Source organism: Pseudarthrobacter sp. W1I19 (assembly GCF_030817835.1).
In the GTDB taxonomy this organism is placed as follows: Bacteria; Actinomycetota; Actinomycetes; order Actinomycetales; family Micrococcaceae; genus Arthrobacter.
The window spans coordinates 423,014-442,877 of the sequence record NZ_JAUSZR010000001.1 but is presented as its reverse complement, the minus strand read 5'-3'; the positions used below and the strand labels follow the sequence as shown (position 1 = coordinate 442,877).

Annotated in this window: 17 protein-coding genes and 1 riboswitch; of the genes, 6 read left to right on the top strand and 11 right to left on the bottom strand. The window is 66.2% G+C overall.

What is annotated here, in order from left to right:
• Nucleotide 1: 1 nt before the first annotated feature.
• The 7 genes from lipA to QF038_RS01970 all read right to left on the bottom strand — a co-directional run bounded on the left by lipA (nt 2) and on the right by QF038_RS01970 (nt 10,201).
• Nucleotides 2–1,021: a lipoyl synthase gene (gene lipA / locus QF038_RS02000; RefSeq protein ID WP_307608248.1), complete on the bottom strand. Its 1,020-nt coding sequence runs from the start codon at nt 1,019–1,021 to the stop codon at nt 2–4.
• 13 nt (nt 1,022–1,034) lie between these two features.
• Nucleotides 1,035–2,462 (bottom strand): L-serine ammonia-lyase, encoded by a 1,428-nt coding sequence (locus QF038_RS01995; RefSeq protein WP_307608246.1) that lies wholly within the window; start codon nt 2,460–2,462, stop codon nt 1,035–1,037.
• An 87-nt stretch (nt 2,463–2,549) separates the two neighbouring features.
• Nucleotides 2,550–3,875 carry a serine hydroxymethyltransferase gene (gene glyA / locus QF038_RS01990; RefSeq protein ID WP_307608244.1) on the bottom strand — a complete coding sequence of 442 codons (1,326 nt, stop codon included), beginning with the start codon at nt 3,873–3,875 and terminating at the stop codon, nt 2,550–2,552.
• The gene (gene gcvH / locus QF038_RS01985) at nt 3,872–4,255 is read right to left on the bottom strand and encodes a glycine cleavage system protein GcvH (RefSeq protein ID WP_307608242.1); all 384 of its coding nucleotides are present in this window, start codon (nt 4,253–4,255) and stop codon (nt 3,872–3,874) included. Before gcvH ends, glyA begins: the two co-directional genes overlap by 4 nt.
• Before the next feature lie 141 nt (nt 4,256–4,396).
• Nucleotides 4,397–5,530, bottom strand: a complete 1,134-nt coding sequence (gene gcvT, locus QF038_RS01980; protein ID WP_307608240.1) for a glycine cleavage system aminomethyltransferase GcvT — start codon at nt 5,528–5,530, stop codon at nt 4,397–4,399.
• 4 nt (nt 5,531–5,534) lie between these two features.
• Nucleotides 5,535–8,417, bottom strand: a complete 2,883-nt coding sequence (gene gcvP / locus QF038_RS01975) for an aminomethyl-transferring glycine dehydrogenase (protein ID WP_307608237.1) — start codon at nt 8,415–8,417, stop codon at nt 5,535–5,537.
• Nucleotides 8,418–8,578: 161 nt separating this feature from the next.
• Nucleotides 8,579–8,676, bottom strand: a riboswitch (glycine riboswitch).
• 187 nt (nt 8,677–8,863) lie between these two features.
• Nucleotides 8,864–10,201 carry an MFS transporter gene (locus tag QF038_RS01970; RefSeq protein WP_307608235.1) on the bottom strand — a complete coding sequence of 446 codons (1,338 nt, stop codon included), beginning with the start codon at nt 10,199–10,201 and terminating at the stop codon, nt 8,864–8,866.
• 220 nt (nt 10,202–10,421) lie between these two features.
• Between QF038_RS01970 and QF038_RS01965 the strand changes: the two genes are divergently transcribed.
• The 5 genes from QF038_RS01965 (at nt 10,422) to QF038_RS01945 (ending at nt 17,346) form a co-directional block, all read left to right on the top strand.
• Nucleotides 10,422–11,147 carry a GntR family transcriptional regulator gene (locus QF038_RS01965; protein ID WP_307608233.1) on the top strand — a complete coding sequence of 242 codons (726 nt, stop codon included), beginning with the start codon at nt 10,422–10,424 and terminating at the stop codon, nt 11,145–11,147.
• 150 nt (nt 11,148–11,297) lie between these two features.
• Nucleotides 11,298–12,644, top strand: a complete 1,347-nt coding sequence (locus QF038_RS01960) for an enolase C-terminal domain-like protein (protein ID WP_307608232.1) — start codon at nt 11,298–11,300, stop codon at nt 12,642–12,644.
• Nucleotides 12,641–14,125: an aldehyde dehydrogenase (NADP(+)) gene (locus QF038_RS01955; RefSeq protein ID WP_307608230.1), complete on the top strand. Its 1,485-nt coding sequence runs from the start codon at nt 12,641–12,643 to the stop codon at nt 14,123–14,125. The genes QF038_RS01960 and QF038_RS01955 overlap by 4 nt, the downstream gene beginning before the upstream one ends.
• Nucleotides 14,122–15,315, top strand: coding sequence for a fumarylacetoacetate hydrolase family protein (locus tag QF038_RS01950; RefSeq protein ID WP_307608228.1), 1,194 nt, complete (start codon nt 14,122–14,124; stop codon nt 15,313–15,315). The genes QF038_RS01955 and QF038_RS01950 overlap by 4 nt, the downstream gene beginning before the upstream one ends.
• Nucleotides 15,316–15,471: 156 nt before the next feature.
• Entirely contained in the window at nt 15,472–17,346 is a 1,875-nt protein-coding gene (locus tag QF038_RS01945) for a Na+/H+ antiporter (RefSeq protein WP_307608226.1), read from the top strand.
• A 79-nt stretch (nt 17,347–17,425) separates the two neighbouring features.
• Here QF038_RS01945 and QF038_RS01940 read toward each other — a convergent pair whose 3' ends face one another.
• The 4 genes from QF038_RS01940 to QF038_RS01925 form a co-directional block, all read right to left on the bottom strand.
• On the bottom strand, nt 17,426–17,851 hold the full coding sequence (locus tag QF038_RS01940; protein ID WP_307608222.1) for an ester cyclase: 426 nt from the start codon (nt 17,849–17,851) through the stop codon (nt 17,426–17,428).
• 114 nt (nt 17,852–17,965) lie between these two features.
• Nucleotides 17,966–18,373 carry an SRPBCC domain-containing protein gene (locus tag QF038_RS01935; protein WP_307608220.1) on the bottom strand — a complete coding sequence of 136 codons (408 nt, stop codon included), beginning with the start codon at nt 18,371–18,373 and terminating at the stop codon, nt 17,966–17,968.
• Nucleotides 18,370–18,684: a helix-turn-helix transcriptional regulator gene (locus QF038_RS01930; protein ID WP_307608218.1), complete on the bottom strand. Its 315-nt coding sequence runs from the start codon at nt 18,682–18,684 to the stop codon at nt 18,370–18,372. Before QF038_RS01930 ends, QF038_RS01935 begins: the two co-directional genes overlap by 4 nt.
• A gap of 33 nt (nt 18,685–18,717) precedes the next feature.
• A complete protein-coding gene (locus QF038_RS01925; RefSeq protein ID WP_307608216.1) occupies nt 18,718–19,014 on the bottom strand; it encodes a hypothetical protein in 297 nt (98 codons plus the stop codon).
• 47 nt (nt 19,015–19,061) lie between these two features.
• On the opposite strand from QF038_RS01925, the gene QF038_RS22265 reads away from it, so the two are divergent.
• A complete protein-coding gene (locus QF038_RS22265; protein ID WP_373461497.1) occupies nt 19,062–19,823 on the top strand; it encodes a DUF427 domain-containing protein in 762 nt (253 codons plus the stop codon).
• The last annotated feature ends 41 nt before the right edge of the window (nt 19,824–19,864 follow it).

The following is a 19,864-nucleotide window of genomic DNA, read 5'->3' as shown; positions in this document are numbered from 1 at the left end:
ATCACGCCGTGGCGGCGAGCAGTGAGCTGGCTTCCTGGCGGGTGGTCCCGGAGTCCTGGATGCCCTCGGCGATGTGGGCGAGTTCGGCGGGGATGTCGCGGCCTTTCTTCCGCATGGCGGTGGCCCAGAGCCGGCCGGCCCGGTAGGAGGAACGGACCAGCGGGCCGGACATCACGCCCAGGAAGCCCAGCTCGGTGGCCTCGTCCTGCAGGTCCACGAATTCCTGCGGCTTGACCCACCGGTCCACGGGCAGGTGCCGCTCACTCGGGCGCAGGTACTGGGTAATGGTGATCAGGTCACACCCGGCCTCATGCAGGTCACGCAGGGCTTCGGAAATCTCCTCGCGGGTTTCGCCCATGCCCAGGATCAGGTTGGACTTGGTCACCATGCCCAGGCTCCGGCCCTGCGTGATCACATCCAGGGACCGCTCATACCGGAACGCCGGCCGGATCCGCTTGAAAATCCGCGGCACGGTCTCCACGTTGTGCGCGAACACCTCGGGCTTGGAATCGCAGATCGCGGCGATGTGCTCGGGTTTGCCGGAGAAGTCCGGGATCAGCAGCTCCACCCCGGTGCCCGGGTTCAGCTCGTGGATCTTCCGGACCGTCTCGGCGTACAGCCACACGCCCTCGTCCGCCAGGTCGTCCCGGGCAACACCGGTGACGGTGGCGTAGCGCAGCTGCATGGCCTGCACGGACCGGGCCACCTTGGTGGGTTCGAACATGTCTACCGGGGAGGGCTTGCCGGTATCGATCTGGCAGAAATCACACCGCCGGGTGCACTCGGACCCGCCGATCAGGAACGTGGCTTCCTTGTCCTCCCAGCACTCAAAAATGTTGGGGCAGCCGGCCTCCTCACACACCGTGTGCAGGCCCTCTTTTTTTACCAGGTTCTTCAGCCCCACGAACTCCGGGCCCATCTGGACCTTGGCCTTGATCCACTCCGGCTTGCGCTCCACCGGAACAGCAGAGTTGCGCTGTTCCACGCGCAACAGCTTCCGGCCTTCAGGTGCCAATGTCATTTCCGTACTTCCTTCAGCATTCGACGACGTTGACGGCGAGGCCGCCCATGGCCGTTTCCTTGTATTTGGAGCTCATGTCCTTGCCGGTCTCGCGCATGGTCACAATGACCTCATCGAGCGAGACCCGGTGGGAACCGTCGCCCCAGAGCGCCATCTTCGCGGCGTTGATCGCCTTCGCCGCCGCGATCGCGTTCCGTTCAATGCAGGGCACCTGGACCAGGCCGCCGATGGGGTCGCAGGTCAGGCCCAGGTTGTGTTCCATCGCGATCTCGGCCGCGTTTTCCACCTGGGCCGGTGTTCCGCCCATCACCTCGGCCAGTCCCGCCGCTGCCATGGACGACGCCGATCCCACCTCGCCCTGGCAGCCCACCTCAGCCCCGGAAATGGACGCCTGCTCCTTGTACAGCACCCCCACCGCACCGGCGGCGAGCAGGAACTTCACCACAACGTCGTCACGGTCCTCCTGCGACGCGTTCTCCATCCCCGGCGCGAAATGCAGCGCGTAGAACAGCACCGCCGGGATGATCCCGGCCGCACCGTTGGTGGGGGCGGTGACCACCCGGCCGCCGGAGGCGTTCTCCTCATTAACCGCCAGCGCGATCAAGTTAACCCACTCCTGCCAATACTTCTGGTCATAGAAGTCCTCGTCCTGGCCTTCACTGTCAGGCCGTGAACTTTCCTTTTTCAGCCGGTCGTACCAGTCCGGCGCCCGACGGCGGACCTTCAGTCCCCCGGGCAGCACGCCTTCGCGCTTCAGGCTGGTGGCCACGCAGTCCTCCATCACCGACCAGATATGCAGCAGGCCTTCGCGGATCTCGTCGGGAGTGCGGCTGTCCTCCTCATTGACCCGCATCACGTCGCTGATGCCCAGGCCGGTTGCCCGGCAGTGCTCCAGCAGCTCGGCGGCGGTGCGGAAGGGCAGCGGCAGTTCCTTCTTGGATTCCTCGAGCTCCTGCTGTGCCGCGTCCTCCTCGCCCTCGCGGACGATGAAACCACCCCCCACCGAGAAAAACGTGGCGGTGTGCAGGACGTTGCCCTCGGCGTCGGACACCGTGAACGTCATGCCGTTGGTGTGCCGGGGAAGGACGGTCAGCGGCCGCAGCACCATGTCCTTCACCCCATACGGCAGCGGGACCGCACCAGCCAGCTGCAGCGTGCCGGTATCGGCGATTGCGGCCAGCCGTTCCTCCACCTCGTCAGGCAGGATCAGCTCCGGATGGAACCCCTCCAGCCCCAGCAGGACTGCGGTCATGGTGCCGTGCCCGTGGCCGGTCGCCGCGAGCGAACCATAAAGGTCCACCCGCAGCGACGCCACGTCCGCGAGCTTGCCCAGGCCTTTGAGCTCCTCCGCAAAAACGGCAGCAGCCCGCATCGGGCCCACAGTGTGGGAACTGGAAGGCCCGATGCCAATGGAAAAGAGGTCAAAGACTCCAACAGCCATGCGCGATTCCTAACAGAAGAGGTGCGGTGGTTCAGGGGGTTTCGACAGGCTCAACCACCGGTGGTTGAGCCTGTCGAAACCTGGTGCTCAACTAGCGACGTCGGCGACGCCCGGGTAGAGCGGGTGGGCGGCGGCGAGGGCCTCGACTCGGTGACGCAGGCCCGAAAGGTCTGCATCGGCGTCGGCCGTTAATGCCTCGGCGATGATGTCCGCAACCTCCCGGAAGGCGTCCTCGCCGAACCCGCGGGTGGCCAGCGCGGGCGTGCCGATGCGCAGGCCGGACGTGACCATCGGCGGGCGGGGGTCGAACGGCACGGCGTTGCGGTTCACCGTGATGTCGATGGCCGCGAGCCGGTCCTCGGCCTGCTGGCCGTCGAGCTCGCAGTTGCGCAGGTCAACGAGGACCAGGTGCACATCGGTGCCGCCGGAGACCACGCTGATGCCCTTGGCGCTGACATCGGGCTGGACCAGGCGCTCGGCCAGGATCCGGGCGCCGGCCAGGACTCGCCCCTGGCGCTCCTTGAACTCGGCGGATCCGGCGATCTTGAACGCTACAGCCTTGCCGGCGATCACGTGCTCCAGCGGGCCGCCCTGCTGACCGGGAAACACCGCAGAGTTGATCTTCTTGGCGATGCCGGCGTCGTTGGTCAGGATGATGCCGCCGCGCGGACCGGCGAGGGTCTTGTGCGTGGTGGAGGTGGTGACGTGCGCGTGCGGCACGGGCGACGGGTGCAGCCCTGCGGCCACGAGGCCGGCGAAGTGCGCCATGTCCACCATCAGGTAGGCGCCAACGGAGTCGGCGATGCGGCGGAACTCGGCGAAGTCCAGCTGCCGGGCGTAGGCGGACCAGCCGGCCACGATCAGCGCCGGCTTGTGCTCCTGGGCCAGACGCTCCACCTCGGCCATGTCCACCGTGTGGGTGTCCTCGCGGACGCCGTACGGCACCACGTTGTAGAGCCTGCCGGAGAAGTTGATCTTCATGCCGTGGGTCAAGTGGCCGCCGTGAGCCAGGTTCAGGCCCATGATGGTGTCGCCCGGCTTGATCAGCGCGTGCATCACCGAGGCGTTGGCCTGGGCGCCGGAGTGTGGCTGCACGTTGGCGAACTCCGCGCCGAACAGCGCCTTGATCCGGTCGATGGCGAGCTGTTCGATGACATCCACGTGCTCGCAGCCGCCGTAGTAGCGCTTGCCCGGGTAGCCTTCGGCGTACTTGTTGGTCAGCACCGAGCCCTGCGCCTGCATCACGGCGACGGCGGTGTGGTTCTCGGAGGCGATCATCTCCAGGCCGTCACGCTGGCGGGTGAGTTCGTCGTCGATCTTCGCGGCGATCTCGGGGTCCAGGGCGGACAGGTCGGCGTCCAGCGACGGGGAGACTACCTGCTCAAAGGCCGCTGTTGCGGCAGTGGCGCTCACAGCTCGCCGCCGTTGGCTGCTGCGTACTCTTCGGCGGACATCAGCGGGCCCTCTTCGGTGACGGCCACCTTGAAGAGCCAGCCGGCGCCGTAGGGATCGTTGTTGATCAGGGCGGGATCGGAGACCACTTCGTCGTTGATCTCCACCACTTCGCCGGTCACGGGTGCGTAGAGGTCCGAGACCGACTTGGTGGATTCCACCTCGCCGCAGGTCTCCCCCGCGGTCACCGTGGAGCCAACCTCGGGCAGGTCCACGTACACGATGTCGCCCAGGGCTTCGGCAGCCACTGCGGAGATTCCGACGCCGGTGGGCCCGGATCCGTCAGAAGCAATCCACTCGTGCTCGGCCGAGTATTTGAGTTCAGCAACAACTTTCGCCATGTGTATTTCCTTAGTTAGGTGTGTGAAAAGTGAGAGAGCGTTTGGTTTAAACCCGCATTAATTGAGAGAGCGTTTGGATGGGCCGCGAGGGTTTCGACAGGCTCAACCACCGGTGGTTGAGCCTGTCGAAACCCAGGTCCGTTACTTCTGGCGTTTGTAAAACGGGAGCTCTACTACTTCGAACGGCTCTGCCTTGCCGCGGAGGTCGATGTCCAGGGCGGTTCCGGGTGCTGAGTGTTCGACGTCGACGTATGCCAGGGCGATCGGGTAGCCGAGGGTAGGGCTCGGCTGGCCTGAAGTCACCTCGCCCACTACGTTGCCGTCCTTGAGAACGGGGTAGTGGCTGCGGCCGGCGCGGCGGCCCAGGCCTTTGAGGCCCACGAGCTTGCGGCCGGAAGTGGAACCGGCGCCCAGTTCCTTGAGCTCGGCCAGCACGGCCCTGCCCACGAAGTCGGACTCCTTCTTGAGCGACACAACCGGGCCCAGTCCGGCGGCGTAGGGGTTGCCTTCACGGGAGAGTTCGTTTCCGTAGAGCGGCATGCCGGCTTCGAGGCGGAGCGAGTCGCGGCAGGCCAGGCCTGCGGGGATGAGCCCGTGGCCGGCGCCGACTTCGAGCAACCCGTCCCACAGGCCGGCGGCGTCCTCGTTCGGGATGTAAATCTCGAAGCCGTCCTCGCCGGTGTAACCGGTGCGGGCCAGCAGCAGTTCCTGGACAGTACCGTTGACGGCGATGCCTACCTCAACAGCGGCGTAGTACTTCAGCTCCGTCACCAGCGGGTGCTGCGCGGCGGGAACCAGTTTCAGGAGGATGGCTTCGGCGTTCGGTCCCTGGACGGCGATCAGCGAGGTCTCGGCGGACACGTCCTCCACGGTGACATCGAAGTTTGCGGCACGCTCGGCCAGCACAGCGGCAACCACCGCAGCGTTTCCGGCGTTGGGGATCACCAGGTACTTGTCTTCGGCCAAGCGGTAGGAGATGAGGTCGTCGATAATGCCGCCGTCTTCCTGGCAGATCAGCGAGTACTTTGCCTTGCCCACGGCAACGGCGGACAGCTTGCCGACCAGTGCGTAATCGAGGAATGCAGCGGCGTCGGGGCCTGAGACCCAGACTTCGCCCATGTGGGAGAGGTCGAACAGGCCGGCGGCGTTGCGCACGGCGTGGTGCTCGGCCAGTTCGGAGCTGTATTTCAGGGGCATCTGCCAGCCGCCGAAGTCCGTGAAGGAGGCGCCGGCAATCTTGTGCTGCTCATACAGCGCGGTGTAGTTCTCAGTCATGGGATCAGCCTTCCAATCCGGTGGTTGAGCTTGTCGAAACCTCGAACTCGGAAAGCGGAGGGCAGGAGCAGACCAGGTTGCGGTCCCCTGCTGCGCCGTCGATGCGGCCCACCGGCGGGAAGTACTTGTCCTGGCGGAGCGAGGCCACAGGGAAAGCGGCCTGCTCACGCGGGTAGGAACGGTTCCAGTCAGAGGAGACGACGGCGGCTGCCGTGTGGGGCGCGTTGCGCAGCGGGGAGTTCTCCACCGGGAAGTCGCCGCCGGCCACCTGGTCGATTTCCTTACGGATGGTGATCATGGCTTCGATGAAGCGGTCGATCTCCGCGAGGTCCTCGGACTCGGTGGGCTCCACCATCAGCGTGCCTGCCACCGGGAAGGACAGTGTGGGGGCGTGGAAACCGAAGTCGATGAGGCGCTTGGCCACATCCTCGGCCGTGACGCCGGTCTTGGCTGTCAGGTCGCGCAGGTCCAGGATGCACTCGTGGGCCACCAGGCCGCTGGTGCCGGTGTAGAGGACCGGGAAGTGCTCATCCAGGCGGGTGGCAACGTAGTTCGCGGCGAGCAGCGCGGACTTGGTGGCTTCGGTGAGGCCCTGGCCGCCCATCAGTTTCACATAGGCCCAGGAAATGGGCAGCACACCCGCGGAACCGAAGCGCGAAGCGGAAATCGCGACTCCGTGCCCGGCCTCATGCGCGGCTTTGTTTGCGTCACCGGGCATGAACGGTGCCAGGTGCGCCTTGGCAGCAACCGGTCCGACGCCGGGTCCGCCGCCGCCGTGCGGGATGCAGAAGGTCTTGTGCAGGTTCAGGTGCGAGACGTCGCCGCCGAACTTGCCCGGCTGGGCAAGCCCTACCAAAGCGTTCAGGTTGGCCCCGTCAACATACACCTGGCCGCCGGCCGCGTGGATTGCGTCGCAGACTTCGCGGACATCCGAGTCGTAAACGCCGTGAGTGGACGGGTAGGTGATCATGATGGCCGAGAGGACGTCCTTATTGGCCTCGATTTTGGCCTGCAGGTCCGCGTGGTCAATGGTGCCGTCGGCAGCGGTGGCCACCACAACAACCTTCATCCCGGCCAGGACGGCGGAGGCGGCGTTCGTACCGTGCGCCGACGCGGGGATCAGGCAGACGTTGCGCTGTGCCTCGCCCCGGGAGTGGTGGTAGCCGCGGATGGCCAGCAGGCCGGCGAGTTCGCCTTGGGAACCGGCGTTGGGCTGGATGGACACCTGGTCGTACCCGGTGATCTCGGCGAGGTCCGCTTCCAGCCCGGAGATCAGTTCACGCCAGCCGGCAGTCTGGGAATCAGGAGCAAAGGGATGGATCGAGGCGAACTCGGGCCAGGAAATGGCTTCCATCTCCGCTGTGGCGTTCAGCTTCATGGTGCAGGAGCCCAGCGGGATCATGGTGCGGTCCAGCGCCAGGTCCCGGTCGGAGAGGCGGCGGATGTAGCGCAGCAGCTGGGTCTCGGAGCGGTGGGTGTTGAACACCGGGTGCTGCAGGTAGGTGGAGGTGCGCAGCACCGGCTCCGGCAGCTCAAATCCGGCAGCCTCAGCCACGGGACCGGCGCCAAAGGCGATGACAACCGCGGAGAGGACCTCCGGCGTCGTGGTTTCATCGACTGACACGCCAACTGTGTCCGCATCGATGAGGCGCAGGTTGATGCCGCTGGCTTCGGCGGCGGTGATCACTTTGGCGGCTTTGCCGGGGACGCGGACGGTGATGGTGTCGAAGAAGGTGTCGGACACCAGTTCGCGGCCGGCGATCTTAAGCGTGGTGGCCAGGGCACGGGCGTTGTTGTGGACGGTTTCGGCGATCGCCTTCAGGCCGTCGGGGCCGTGGTAGACCGCGTAGAAGGAGGAGACGATGGCCAGCAGCGCCTGCGCAGTGCAGATGTTGGAGGTGGCCTTCTCGCGCCGGATGTGCTGCTCGCGGGTCTGCAGGGCCAGGCGGTATGCGGGGACGCCGGCATTGTCCTTGGAGACGCCCACGATGCGGCCGGGGAGCGTCCGCTCCATGCCGTCGCGGACCGCCATGTAAGCGGCGTGGGGTCCCCCAAAGAACAGCGGCACGCCAAAGCGCTGGGTGGAGCCGACGGCGATATCCGCGCCCTGCTCGCCCGGCGGAGTGATCAAAGTGAGGGCAAGCAGGTCGGCTGCGACGGTGACCAGCGCACCGCGGTCCTTGGCCTCGGCGATGACGGCGGACTGGTCCCAGACCCGGCCGGAAACGCCAGGCTGCTGGAGGACCACGCCGTTGATGTCGCCGTCGGGCAGGCCGCCCGTGAGATCAGCGATTTCCACCTCGAAGCCGAGGGCTTCGGCGCGGCCCAGCACGATGGCGATGGTCTGCGGGAGGAGGTCGGCGTCCAGGACGGTCTTGCCGTCCTTCGCGGTCTTGTTCTTGTTGGCCCGGCGCATCAGGAGCACGGCCTCGGCCACGGCGGTGGCTTCGTCGAGCAAGGAGGCGTTGGCCACGGGAAGTGCCGTGAGGTCCTGCACCATGGTCTGGAAGTTCAGCAGCGCCTCGAGCCGGCCCTGGGAGATTTCGGGCTGGTAGGGGGTGTAGGCGGTGTACCAGGCGGGGGCTTCGAGGATGTTGCGGCGGATCACCGGCGGGGTCACGGTGTCGTAGTAGCCCTGGCCGATCATCTGCACGGCCATCTTGTTTTTGCCGGCCAGCTTGCGGAGCTCGGCGAGGACCTCGACTTCGCTCAGCGCGCTCTCGAGGGTGAGCGGCTTATCCTGGCGGATGGAATCGGGCACGGCGCTGTCAACGAGGCCATCAACGCTGTCGTAGCCGACGGCCTTGAGCATGGTGTCGATGTCGGACTGGCGGCGCGCGCCGATATGGCGGTCTGCGAAGGTGGTGGGGGACGACTGAACCGTCATAAGAGGAACTCCATAATTCAGGTGGTGCCGGAGCACCACGTTGATTCGGGTTCCTCCCCGCTCTGTATTGGACCTGAGAGTTTTGCGTTGTCCTGCCGTTTCGCAGGGCGCCGCTTGCACCGTCGGTGAGCCCGGTTGCCCGGACTGCTTTCCAGAGTTGCCTTGCCGCGGCGGTACGTGGGCCTGAGAGATTCCTGGGGAGGATTTGCTCCTACGGCGCCTGCAGAACGTACCGGCAGGACTCTCCCGCCGCAGATCATAAGCACGTGCCACTGGTGGGTGACACGGCTCACAGATTACAGGACGTTGGGGCGGGATGCAAAACGAGGGCCGGTTTCAGGCGGGCAGACGATGGCGCCACCTCCCGCCGTCGCGCGCTCCCTTGAGCCGATACGAGCGGAAGCCCCGGCCGGGTAACTGGCCGGGGCTCCGTACTCAAGGGAACGTCACACGTTGGCGGGTTCGGCCACCTTCAGCGGTTCGATCTTGCCCATGACGAACAAGTAGTTGGCGGCACCGATCAGGGCCACCGCCCCGATGACGGCCAGCGGCGCCACGAAGGAGCCGGTCTGGTCCACAAGGACGCCGACGAGGATGGGCGTGAAGATGCCGGCCAGGTTGGAGGCGAAGTTCTGCAGTCCACCGATGGATCCGACGTGGCGGGAGCTGGGGGCAACGTCGGCCGGAAGCGACCAGATGCCGGTGGCTGCGACGGTCAGGCTGGAGTATGCCACGGACAGCAGGGCCAGGGCCATCCAGGCCTCGGGTACCAGCGCGGCAAACATGATGACGGAACCGCCGGCGAGGCCACCGGCGATGGCGGTCTTGCGGACCCGCGTCACCGATACGCCCCGCTGGACGGCGCGGTCGGCTACATAGCCGGCGAGCCAGCCGAACAGCACGGCGCAGATCCCGGGGATGGCGCCGAAGAAGCCCAGCTTGAGCAGGTCGAAACCGCGCTCCTTGACCAGGTAGCTCGGGAAGAAGGTGATGAAGAAGTAGATGGCGCTGTTGAGGCAGAAGAAGCCGAACATCATGCTCAGGATGGTCCGGTACTTGAACAGTGCCCGCCAGGGAAGCTTTGCGGCACCCTCGTCGTCATTGGCTGCGCTGCGCGCACCGCCGTCCTGGATGTAGGCAACTTCGGCGGCGTCCGCCGTCGGGTGCTCCTCGGGGCTCCGGTAGACCTTCCACCACACGGCGGCCCAGATAAGGCCCGCAACGCCGATGATGATGAACACGGCATGCCACGAGGTGAAGGCAACAATCAGGGTGACGATGGGCAGGGCGATCACTGCACCCACGCGGGATCCGGAGTCCCAGATGCTGGTGGCAAACGCCCGCTCGCGGACCGGGAACCAGGTGGCCACCACTTTGGCCGCGGTACTCGGGGCGGGGCTTTCGCCTACTCCGAGCAGAAACCGGGCCGCGAACAGGGACCAGAAACTCGTGGCCGCGGCGGTAGCCATGGTGAAGATGGACCACCATACGGCTGCCAGGGAGAAGGACCTGCGTGGGCCCACCTTGTCCACGTACCAGCCCGCGGCCAGCTGGCAGAAGTCGTAAGCCCAGAAGAAGGCCGCGAAGATCAGGCCCTGCTGGGTAGCGGAAAGTTCGAAGTCCTTGCCCATAAACGGCAGGGCAACGCTGAGGCTGGACCGGTCGAGGTAGTTGATGCTGAGGCCGATGAAGGCGAGCCAGATGATCATCCAGCGTTTGCGGGTCATGGCGCGGGGAGCCTTTGGGGAAGTTTTAGGGGCAAGCCTACTGCTGATGGCAGTCATACGGTCTCCTTTGACGTAAGGGCGGGCTTTGCGCGCAGTGTCATCGGGAGTGGCTGGGCGCAGTTTTTGAAGGACAATCATATAGGAATGCTATTAATCATATATGGATAGTGATCCAGGACAACCCCCTGGCGCAGAAACTCTTTCCCAAGGCGCTTTGGCGCCTGTGGCTTATGATTCCCACAGCAACTCCAGTCACCATGCAAAGAGGTAAAGAAGCGTGCCACCACGTCAATCGTCCGATCCCGCCCGCTCCAAGGCGGCTGTGATGGACGTCTATGCGGCCATGCGGGCCTCGATCCTCAACGGTGAGATCGAGCCCGGCACGCGAATCAACATCGACGCCGTCTCGCGCAGCATGGGCGTTTCCCAAACTCCTGTCCGGGAAGTGCTGCAGCGGCTGGAGGGCGACAATCTGGTGGTCTACACGCCTGGGCGGGGATACAGCACCACTCCCCTGCTGGGCCTGGATGAACTGCGCTCCCTTTTCGAATTCCGGCTGCTGGTTGAACCGTGGGCAGCCCGGGCCGCGGCGGTGGACCGGCTCGCCAATCCTGCCCGCTCACTGGAGAAGGAACTGTCGGCTTTCCAGGGCGTCATCCAGGCCGGCGGGGACCTGCGGCAGGACCTGGTGGCCCACGACACCCGCTTCCACGACACCATCCTGGCTGCAGCAGGAAATCCCGTAGTGCGCCACGCCTTCGCCCAGACGCACTGCCACCTGCACACCTTCCGCCTCTACCCCGCGGACGTCGACGGCGCGAGCACCATGGCCGAGCACTCGGCAGTACGGGAGGCCATCCAGGCCTGCCGGCCGGAGGAAGCGGAGGCGGCGATGGCCCTGCACATCAGGAATTCGTTTACGCGCTTCGCACAGGCATTCGAGGGAGCAGTGGATCTGGAACCCCTTGAGGAAGGCGGTCCCCCCAGGACCCGCATCGTCTAGTCCCATTCACCAGGAAGCCCGGCCTTGCGCCGGGCTTCTTTTTGCCGTCAGACCGGGCAGGTACTTGATCCACATCACTATTCCTATATGATTATGAGAATTCATATAGGAACTGCCCCACACTCCTCCCAACGCAGAGAGAAGCACAGCATGCCTTCCATTACTTCCATCCGCACCCAGGACGTCCGTTTCCCCACGTCCCTGGAACTTGATGGCTCAGACGCGGTCAACGTGGACCCCGACTACTCCGCCGCCTACGTGGTGATCCGCACTGACGCGGGTGACGAAGGCCACGGGTTTGTGTTCAGCTGCGGCCGCGGCAACGAGGTCATCACCCACGCCATCGATGCCTATGCCACGCTCCTGCAGGGCCGTGACATAGGCGAGCTGATCTACGACCTCGGCGGTGCGTCCAGACGGCTCATCCACGATTCACAGCTGCGCTGGCTCGGGCCGGAGAAGGGCGTCACCCAGATGGCGGCCGGTGCCCTGATCAGTGCGCTCTGGGACATCCGGGCCCGGCGGGAAAACAAGCCGCTGTGGCTCCTGCTCAGCGAGATGCCGGCCGAAGAGGTTGTGGACGTGGTCGATTTCACCCATATCCGCGACGCCCTCAACCCGCAGCAGGCACTGGACATCCTGCGGGCGGGCGAAGACGGCAAGGCGGCGCGCATCACCGAACTCAAGGCGGACGGCTACCCGGCCTACACCACCTCACCCGGCTGGCTGGGCTACAGCGACGAAAAGCTGGTCCGGCTCAGCAAGCAGGCCGCCGCTGACGGCTTTTCCATGATCAAGCTCAAGGTGGGCGGGGACATCAACGATGACCGCCGCCGGATGGCCCTGGCCCGGGAAGCCGTGGGCGGGCTTCCCATCGCCATTGACGCGAACCAGCGGTGGGAGGTGTCCGAGGCGATCGAATGGGTAAACCAGCTGGCCCAGTTCAACCCGTACTGGATTGAAGAACCCACCAGCACTGACGACATCCTGGGCCATGCCGAAATCCGCAAGGGCGTCTCCCCGGTCCGGGTGGCCACCGGTGAGGCAGTCGCCAGCCGGATCGTCTTCAAGCAACTGCTGCAGGCCGGCGCCATTGACGTTCTGCAGCTGGATTCCACCCGGGTAGGCGGTGTCAACGAGAACATCGCCAACCTGCTGCTCGCCGCCAAGTTCGGCGTCCCGGTCTGCCCGCATGCCGGCGGAGTGGGCCTCTGCGAACTGGTGCAGCACTTCTCCTTCTTCGACTACGCCGCCATCACCGGCAGCCAGGACGGCCGGATGATTGAATACGTGGACCACCTGCACGAGCATTTCGCCGAGCCCGTCCGCATCATCAACGGCCGCTACGGTGCCCCGCAGCTGCCCGGAACCGGCGCCGAGATGCTGGCCGCCTCCCGGGCCCGGTGGGAATTCCCGGCCGGAGCAGGCTGGGTGGAAGTAGGCGGCCGCGCCGCAGTCACCGGAGCCCAACTGGCACAGGCGGGTGGGGCTCGATGACCACCAGTGCCGCTGGGCTGCGGGCCTCCGTCGACGCAGCGCACGCCGCCTTCGAGAAGGCGCGGACCGCGGATCCCTCCACCCGCGCGGGTTGGCTCGATGCCGTCGCGGCCGGGCTGGAAAAGGACGCCGATGTGCTCGTGGCCCTCGCAGCGAAGGAAACGCACCTCGCCGAGGCGCGGCTCCGCGGCGAGCTGAAGCGCAGCACCTTCCAGCTGGGCCTCTTCGCCGACGAGATCCGTAACGGCGAGCACTTTGACGCCACCATTGACCACGCCGACCAGGAATGGGGCATGGGCCCGCGGCCGGACCTGCGCCGCTATAACGTGCCACTCGGCGTCGTGGGCGTTTTCGGCGCCTCCAACTTCCCCTTTGCCTTCAGCGTGATGGGCGGGGACAGCGCCTCGGCGCTTGCCGCCGGGTGCGCCGTGGTGCACAAGGCGCACGACGGCCACCTGCAGCTTGCGCTGCGCACCGCGGAGACAGTGGTGGCCGCCCTCGATGCCGCCGGGGCGCCGTCGGGCCTCTTCTCCCTGGTCACCGGGCGGGCCGCCGCCGAGGCACTCGTTGACCACCCCCTGGTCAAAGCCATCGGCTTTACCGGCTCGACGGCGGGCGGCCGCGCTTTGTTCAACCGTGCCGCCGCCCGGCCCGAACCCATTCCGTTCTTCGGCGAACTTGGGGGCATCAACGCCGTCTTTGTCACCGGCAAGGCCTGGAATGCCCGTGCCGGCGAGATCATCGGCGGGTACGCCAACTCCTTCACCCTGGGAATGGGCCAGTTCTGCACCAAGCCGGGGCTGCTGTTCGTTCCCCGCGGGCACTCGGATGCAGTCCGGACCCGCCTGGAGCAGGCGCTGGCAGGATTCACTCCGGCACCACTGCTCAGTGAGCGCCTGCACGAGGGCTTCACCGGTGCCGTGCGCGGCCTGCGCGCCACGAAGGGTGTGGACGTGCTGGTGGAGGGCGATTTCGCGGAGTGCCCGGCGCCTACCGTGCTGCGCACCTCGGCGGCCGCGGTCCGCGAGGATCCGTCCATCCTGCGGCAGGAGATGTTCGGGCCGGCCAGCCTCATGGTGGAGTACGGGGACGAGTCAGAACTTCCGGCCCTGGCGGGCCTCCTGGAGGGGCAGCTCACCACAACCCTGCAGGCGGAAGCGGACGACGACGTCGCGGACCTGGCCGAACGGCTCACCGACATCAGTGGCCGGGTCCTGTGGAACGGCTGGCCCACGGGCGTCACCGTCAGTTACGCCCAGCACCACGGCGGGCCCTACCCTGCCACCTCGTCCAACACCACCTCGGTGGGGACGGCCGCCATCCGGCGTTTCCTGCGCCCTGTTGCCTACCAGTCCTTTCCCGTGGAGCGGCTGCCCGAGCCCTTGCAGGACGCCAACCCCTGGCGGGTGCCGCAGCGCGTCGACGGCGAATGGCGGCGGCCGGGGACTGACTCCGGAACGCGGGCCGGTGAGGTGAAGTGAACACATTGAAGGACTTCAGTTCCGTGCTCCCCGAGGACGCGGACTCCGCGCTCCTCATCGGCCGGATTTGGGACCCCCAAGCGTCCGGCCCGCGCGTCGTCGCCCTTCAGGGCCAGGACGTGTACAGCCTCCAGTCCCTCGCCGGGACGGTTTCGGAACTTCTCGAACGTCCCGGCCTGGTGGCGGATGTCCGGGCCGCAATGGCCTCGCCGCAATGGTCGGTTTCCGAGATCATCGGGGCGTCACTGGCCCGCGACACCACCCGGCCGCACCTGCTGGCGCCGGTGGACCTGCAGGTCATCAAGGCCTGCGGCGTGACGTTTGTGGACAGCATGGTCGAACGCGTCATCGAGGAGCGCTGCGGCGGCGACGCCAGCAAGGCCCAACAGACCCGTGAGCTGGTGGCGAAGGCGCTGGGCGGCAGCATCGCGTCCATCCGGCCGGGCTCCCCGGAAGCCGCCGAGGCCAAGAAGGTGCTTATCGCCGAGGGGCTGTGGTCGCAGTATCTCGAGGTGGGTATCGGGCCGGACCCTGAAGTGTTCACCAAGGCCCCGGTGCTGTCCTCGGTGGGGCTCGGCGCGCAGGTGGGGATTCCCTCGTTTTCCCGCTGGAACAACCCGGAACCCGAGCTGGTGCTCGTGGCCACGTCCGCGGGCTCTGTGGTGGGTGCGACTTTGGGCAACGACGTCAACCTGCGCGATGTTGAAGGCCGCAGCGCACTGCTGCTGGGCAAGGCGAAGGACAACAATGCGTCCAGTGCACTGGGTCCTTTCATCCGGCTGTTCGACGGAGGATTTACGCTGGACACTTTGCGTGACGAGGAGATCCTGCTGCGGGTGGAGGGCAGGGACGACGGCTATGTGCTGGAGGGCCGCAATTCCGTTGCCCGGATCAGCCGGCCGTTCGAGGAACTGGTGGCCGCAACCCGCGGACGCCACCACCAGTACCCGGACGGCTTTGCGCTGTACACCGGCACCCTTTTTGCCCCCACGCAGGACCGGGACGAGCCGGGGCAGGGTTTCACCCACAGAATGGGCGACACCGTGACCATCCGCAGCCGCCACCTTGGTGCGCTTGTCAACCAGGTGGGCCGGGCTGAAGATCTGCCGGAATGGTCTTTCGGGCTTCGGCAACTGTTCGAATACCTGCATCAGCAGCGCCTGCTGGCCGGTGCCGGCGCGGCGCGCTAAGCGCCAGGCGCGAGGCACGCGTCACTGCTTGCCTGGCGCGGCTGCGCGCTTTAGGGGACAGGACGACGGCGGGACGCCCCGCCGTCGTCCTGTCCCCTACGAGTTAAGGGCAGCGCCCGCGGGGACACCCTTGGCAGGGCCTGAGACAATGGCCGAATGGAGATCGCCCTGGGACTTCTGGTTCTCGTTGCGGTGGTATGCGCCGGAAGCGCGCTGGGCCGGAAGCTGAACATTTCGGTTCCTCTGCTGCTGGTGCTGGCCGGCGTGATCGGCTCCTTCCTCCCGTTTGTTCCGGACATTGAACTGAACCCTGAACTGGTCCTCGTGGGCCTTTTGCCGCCGCTGCTGTACGCCGCGGCGCTGCGGACGTCGCTGTTCGATTTCGGTTCCAACCGCCGGGCCATCGGGCTGCTCTCGGTGGGCTACGTGATCTTCGGGACCATCACGGTGGGCCTGGTGGTCTGGTGGCTGTTCCCGGAGATCCCGCTGGCCGCAGCGATCGCCCTGGGTGCGGTCCTGGCGCCGCCGGATGCAGTGGCCGCGACGTCCATCGCCCGGAAGGTGGGGATGCCGCGCAGGATTGTCACCATCCTGGAGGGCGAATCCCTGGTCAACGACGCCACGGCGTTGATTTGCCTTCGGGCAGCGATCGCGGCCATTTCGGGGTCGGTGTCCGCGGCGGGGATCGCCGGGGACTTCCTGCTCGCCGTGGGCGGCGGGCTGGTGGTGGGCCTGGCCGCGGCCTACGTGCTGACCATGCTGCGCAAACGCATCAGGAACGTCGCGATCAACACGTCAACATCTCTCGCGGCCCCCTTTGTGGCGTACCTGCCGGCGGAGGCCATGCACGCCTCCGGGGTACTCGCCGTCGTAGTTACTGGCTTGGTGATGGGCACGAAGGCGCCGTCCATGCCCAACGGTGCCGCCCGGCTGAGCCAGCGCAGCAACTGGAACACCGTGCAGTTCCTGCTGGAAAATTCGGTGTTCCTGCTGATCGGACTCCAGGTCCGGACCATCATCGAGGGCGTCCAGGACGATTCCCTGGGTGCCGGCCGGATCTGGGCTGGTTGCGCCGTGATCCTGCTGGCGGTTCTGGTGCTCCGGCCGGTGTGGGTGTTCCCGGCCACCTATCTGCCCCGCCTGATTCCGGCCGTGCGGCGCAGCGATCCGTCCCCGCCGTGGCAGTTTCCTGCGATTGTCTCCTGGGCTGGGATGCGTGGAGTGGTCACCCTGGCCGCGGTGCTGGTGCTGCCTGAGGACCTGGAGCACCGTTCGGTGCTGATCCTCGCTGCCCTCGTGGTGGTGGGCGGCACGCTGACGCTGCAAGGCTTCACCCTTCCGGCGCTGGTCCGCCTGTTGCGGGTCCAGGGTCCGGACCAGCGCGAGGATGCTTTGAACAAGGCGTCGCTGATGCAGCTCGCCACCGCTGCCGGCGTGACCCGGCTGCAGGAATTGCGGACAGACGACGACCCGCCGGAGGTGGTGGCCATGCTGAAGCGGCGAACGCAGGAGCGGGGGCTGGCGGCGTGGGAACGGCTGGGCCGGCCGTCGGCGGAGACGGCTACGCCCAGCGAGCGTTATGCCCGGCTGCGGCTTGCCATGCTGGAGGCCGAACGGGCCAAGGTGCTGGAGCTGCGGCGCGGCGGCGAGTACGCGCAGGAGGTCCTCAGCGATGTCCTGGAGCGGCTGGATGTTGAGGAATCGATGCTGGATGTGGCGCTGGACGAGGTGGATGCGTCCGGCGAGGGCGGCGGGGAAGGGATCGCGCGGCCTGGCGGCGTGTGCGGGCACCTCGAGCAGGCCCCGCTCGTTGAGGCGCCGCGCGACGCGTACTGCGAGGACTGCCTGCGGGAAGGCACCACCACTGTGCACCTGCGGATGTGCCTGGCCTGCGGGCAGGTGGGGTGCTGCGATTCCTCGCCTGGAACCCACGCTTCCAAGCACTTCCAAGCGACGGGACACCAGGTTATGCGGAGCATCGAGCCGGGCGAGGACTGGCGCTGGTGCTACCAGGACGACCTGCTGGGGTGACTGCCTGCTGAGGTGCAGCGCGGGTGAGGGAACGACGGCGAGGTCCCGCCGTCGTGCGGTTACCTGAAGTTTCAGGGGGCTAAGCCCCGGGCAATTGGATTACGCCGAGCTGCTGCATCAGCCCAAGATCGTCCCGGTCAGACCAGTGCTCCACGATCTTCCCGTTCTGGATCCGATGGATGGCCACTGCAGTCTCCCGCAGCTGGGCGCCGGTGGGAGGCAGCGGTCCGGGAAGCTCGCCCACATGCCGCCCGGTAGCTGTCAACCTGGTCACCACCTTGTCCCCTTCTGCAACCTGGTCCTCAATCTCATGGACGCCAGGCGTAGCCGTCATGAAAATGCGGAACGCCTGTTTCAGTCCTTCGCGTCCTGCCGGCAATCCCGGGAATGGCGGGTGATGGTCGAGATAATCTTCCGCAACCAGTTCATCCATCGCGTCGATATTCCCGGCGTCGATCTGGGCGTAGAAGCGGCGCACGAGCTCTTTGTTGTCGTCAGTTTCCACGGCAGGCCTCCCCTTTGTACACGGAGTTTCGCACTCGGACGGAATCAGGTGGCGGAGTTCCAAGCGTGCCGTGGAGGGCCCATTTTAGTCCCCTGTGGGCATTCCGGTAGGAGGTCAGGAGACGCCGGCGAGCACTCCGTCAATCTGTTCCAGCAGGCCGGGCCAGCCGTTGCCCATGCCTTCGATGGCCTGCTTGCCCATGGACGTGTCGAGGCGGAAGCCGGCGTATTCGTGGTGGAGGATGGTGCCACCTTCCACCGCCTCGAGCCGCCAGGTAATGGTGGTGTCCAGCATGCCTTCGGAGAAGAGGAAGCTGATGGACGTGCCGGGATACACGGTGAGGACTTCGCACTGCTGTTGCCCCCACGAGCCCATGTCCATGGTGAAGCGGTGGCCGACGACCGGTGCGATATCGCCCGGCGCCCACCAGCGGGCCAGCAGTTCAGGAGTAGTCAGCGCAGCCCACACGGATTCCGCCGGGTGTGAATAGCGGCGTTCGAGCCGGATGGCATTCTCGGTCATGACGGTTTCTCCTCGTCCAGAAGTTCTGCCAGCGCGTCGAGGCGCCGGTTCCAGTAGTGCTCGAAGTGCTTCACCCAACCGCCCACCTCGGCCAGGCCCTGCGGCTGGAGGTGGTACAGCCGGTTGCGGCCGTGCCGCTCCTCGCGGACCAGCCCGGCCTCCCGGAGGACGGCCAAGTGTTCGGATGCTGCCGAACGGCTGAGGTTCAGCAGCCCGGTGAGCTCGCCCGCTGTCCGGGGACCCTGGCGGAGCTCGTCGAGGATCACCCGCCGTGCCGGGTTGGAGACAGCGCCGAACACATCAGGAAGCACCGCACCAGTATATGTCGGAATTTTCCGACATATCTAGCGATGGCTTCTCCGGCCGATCCTGTGCCCCGCCCAGAACGCGAGCAGGAGCAGGCCCACCACGGCGATTGCCAGGCCGATCTGGGTTCCCTGGGTGATAAAGGCGATGCCGTTTCCGCTGAACGGCGAATTGCTGAGCGGTGCGTACGCGAACCAGCCCACGTAATCCCTGTTCAGGAAGGCGATGAGCCCGCCTGCCAGCACCGCGGCGAAGCCTGCAAGAGGCACGACGGCGGCACGGACATTGACTCTTTTTGGCGTGTTCGGCTGCTCGGCAGCATTGTTTTCCCCCATGCAGGCGAGTCTAGCCGGGCTGGAGCGGCCGGGATTAGGCTGGGCGGATGTTGACTATCGGAACCATTGTCCTCGGCGTCAACGACGTTGCCACCGCCACCAGTTTCTGGCACGCAGCCCTGGGCTATGTCCCGCGGGAGCAAGGCGACGAGACGTGGGTGACCCTTGCGCCGGCGTCGGGACCTGGAGCGCAACTGTCACTGATGCGGAGCGGGACGCCCGTCCAGGAACACCCGCGGATCCACTTGGACTTGTACGCGGATGACCAGTCTGCCGAGGTGGAACGGCTGGTCTCGCTCGGCGCCCAGCGCGTGGACTGGGACCTGTATCCGGAGGACCCGGACTTCATTGTGCTCGCTGATCCTGACGGGAACAGGTTCTGGTCATCGACAAGAGCCCGCGGTAGCACCGCCGTCGAACGCTTTCTTCAAGGCCGCCCGGGAACATTCCTGTCCGCCATGCCGTTGGTATCCCTACGACCCGCGCCGCCTTTGAACGCGGCGGGGCTTACCGAAGGGAACCTTATGGCCAGGGCTATCTGGAACGGAAAAGTCATCGCCGAATCCACGGACACCGTGGTGGTGGAAGGCAACCACTACTTCCCGCGCGACGCCGTGAACGCCGACTACCTCAGGGACAGCGACCTCTACTCCATCTGCCCCTGGAAGGGCAAGGCCAGCTATCACACGCTCGAAGTGGACGGAAAGCTGAACGTGGACGCGGCCTGGTACTACCCGGCAACAAAGCCGCGGGCAAAGCAGATCGAGGACCGGATCGCGTTCTGGCGCGGGGTCACCATCGAGGCTTAAGAACAGAAAGCAACGGACGACGGCGGAACCTCCCGCCGTCG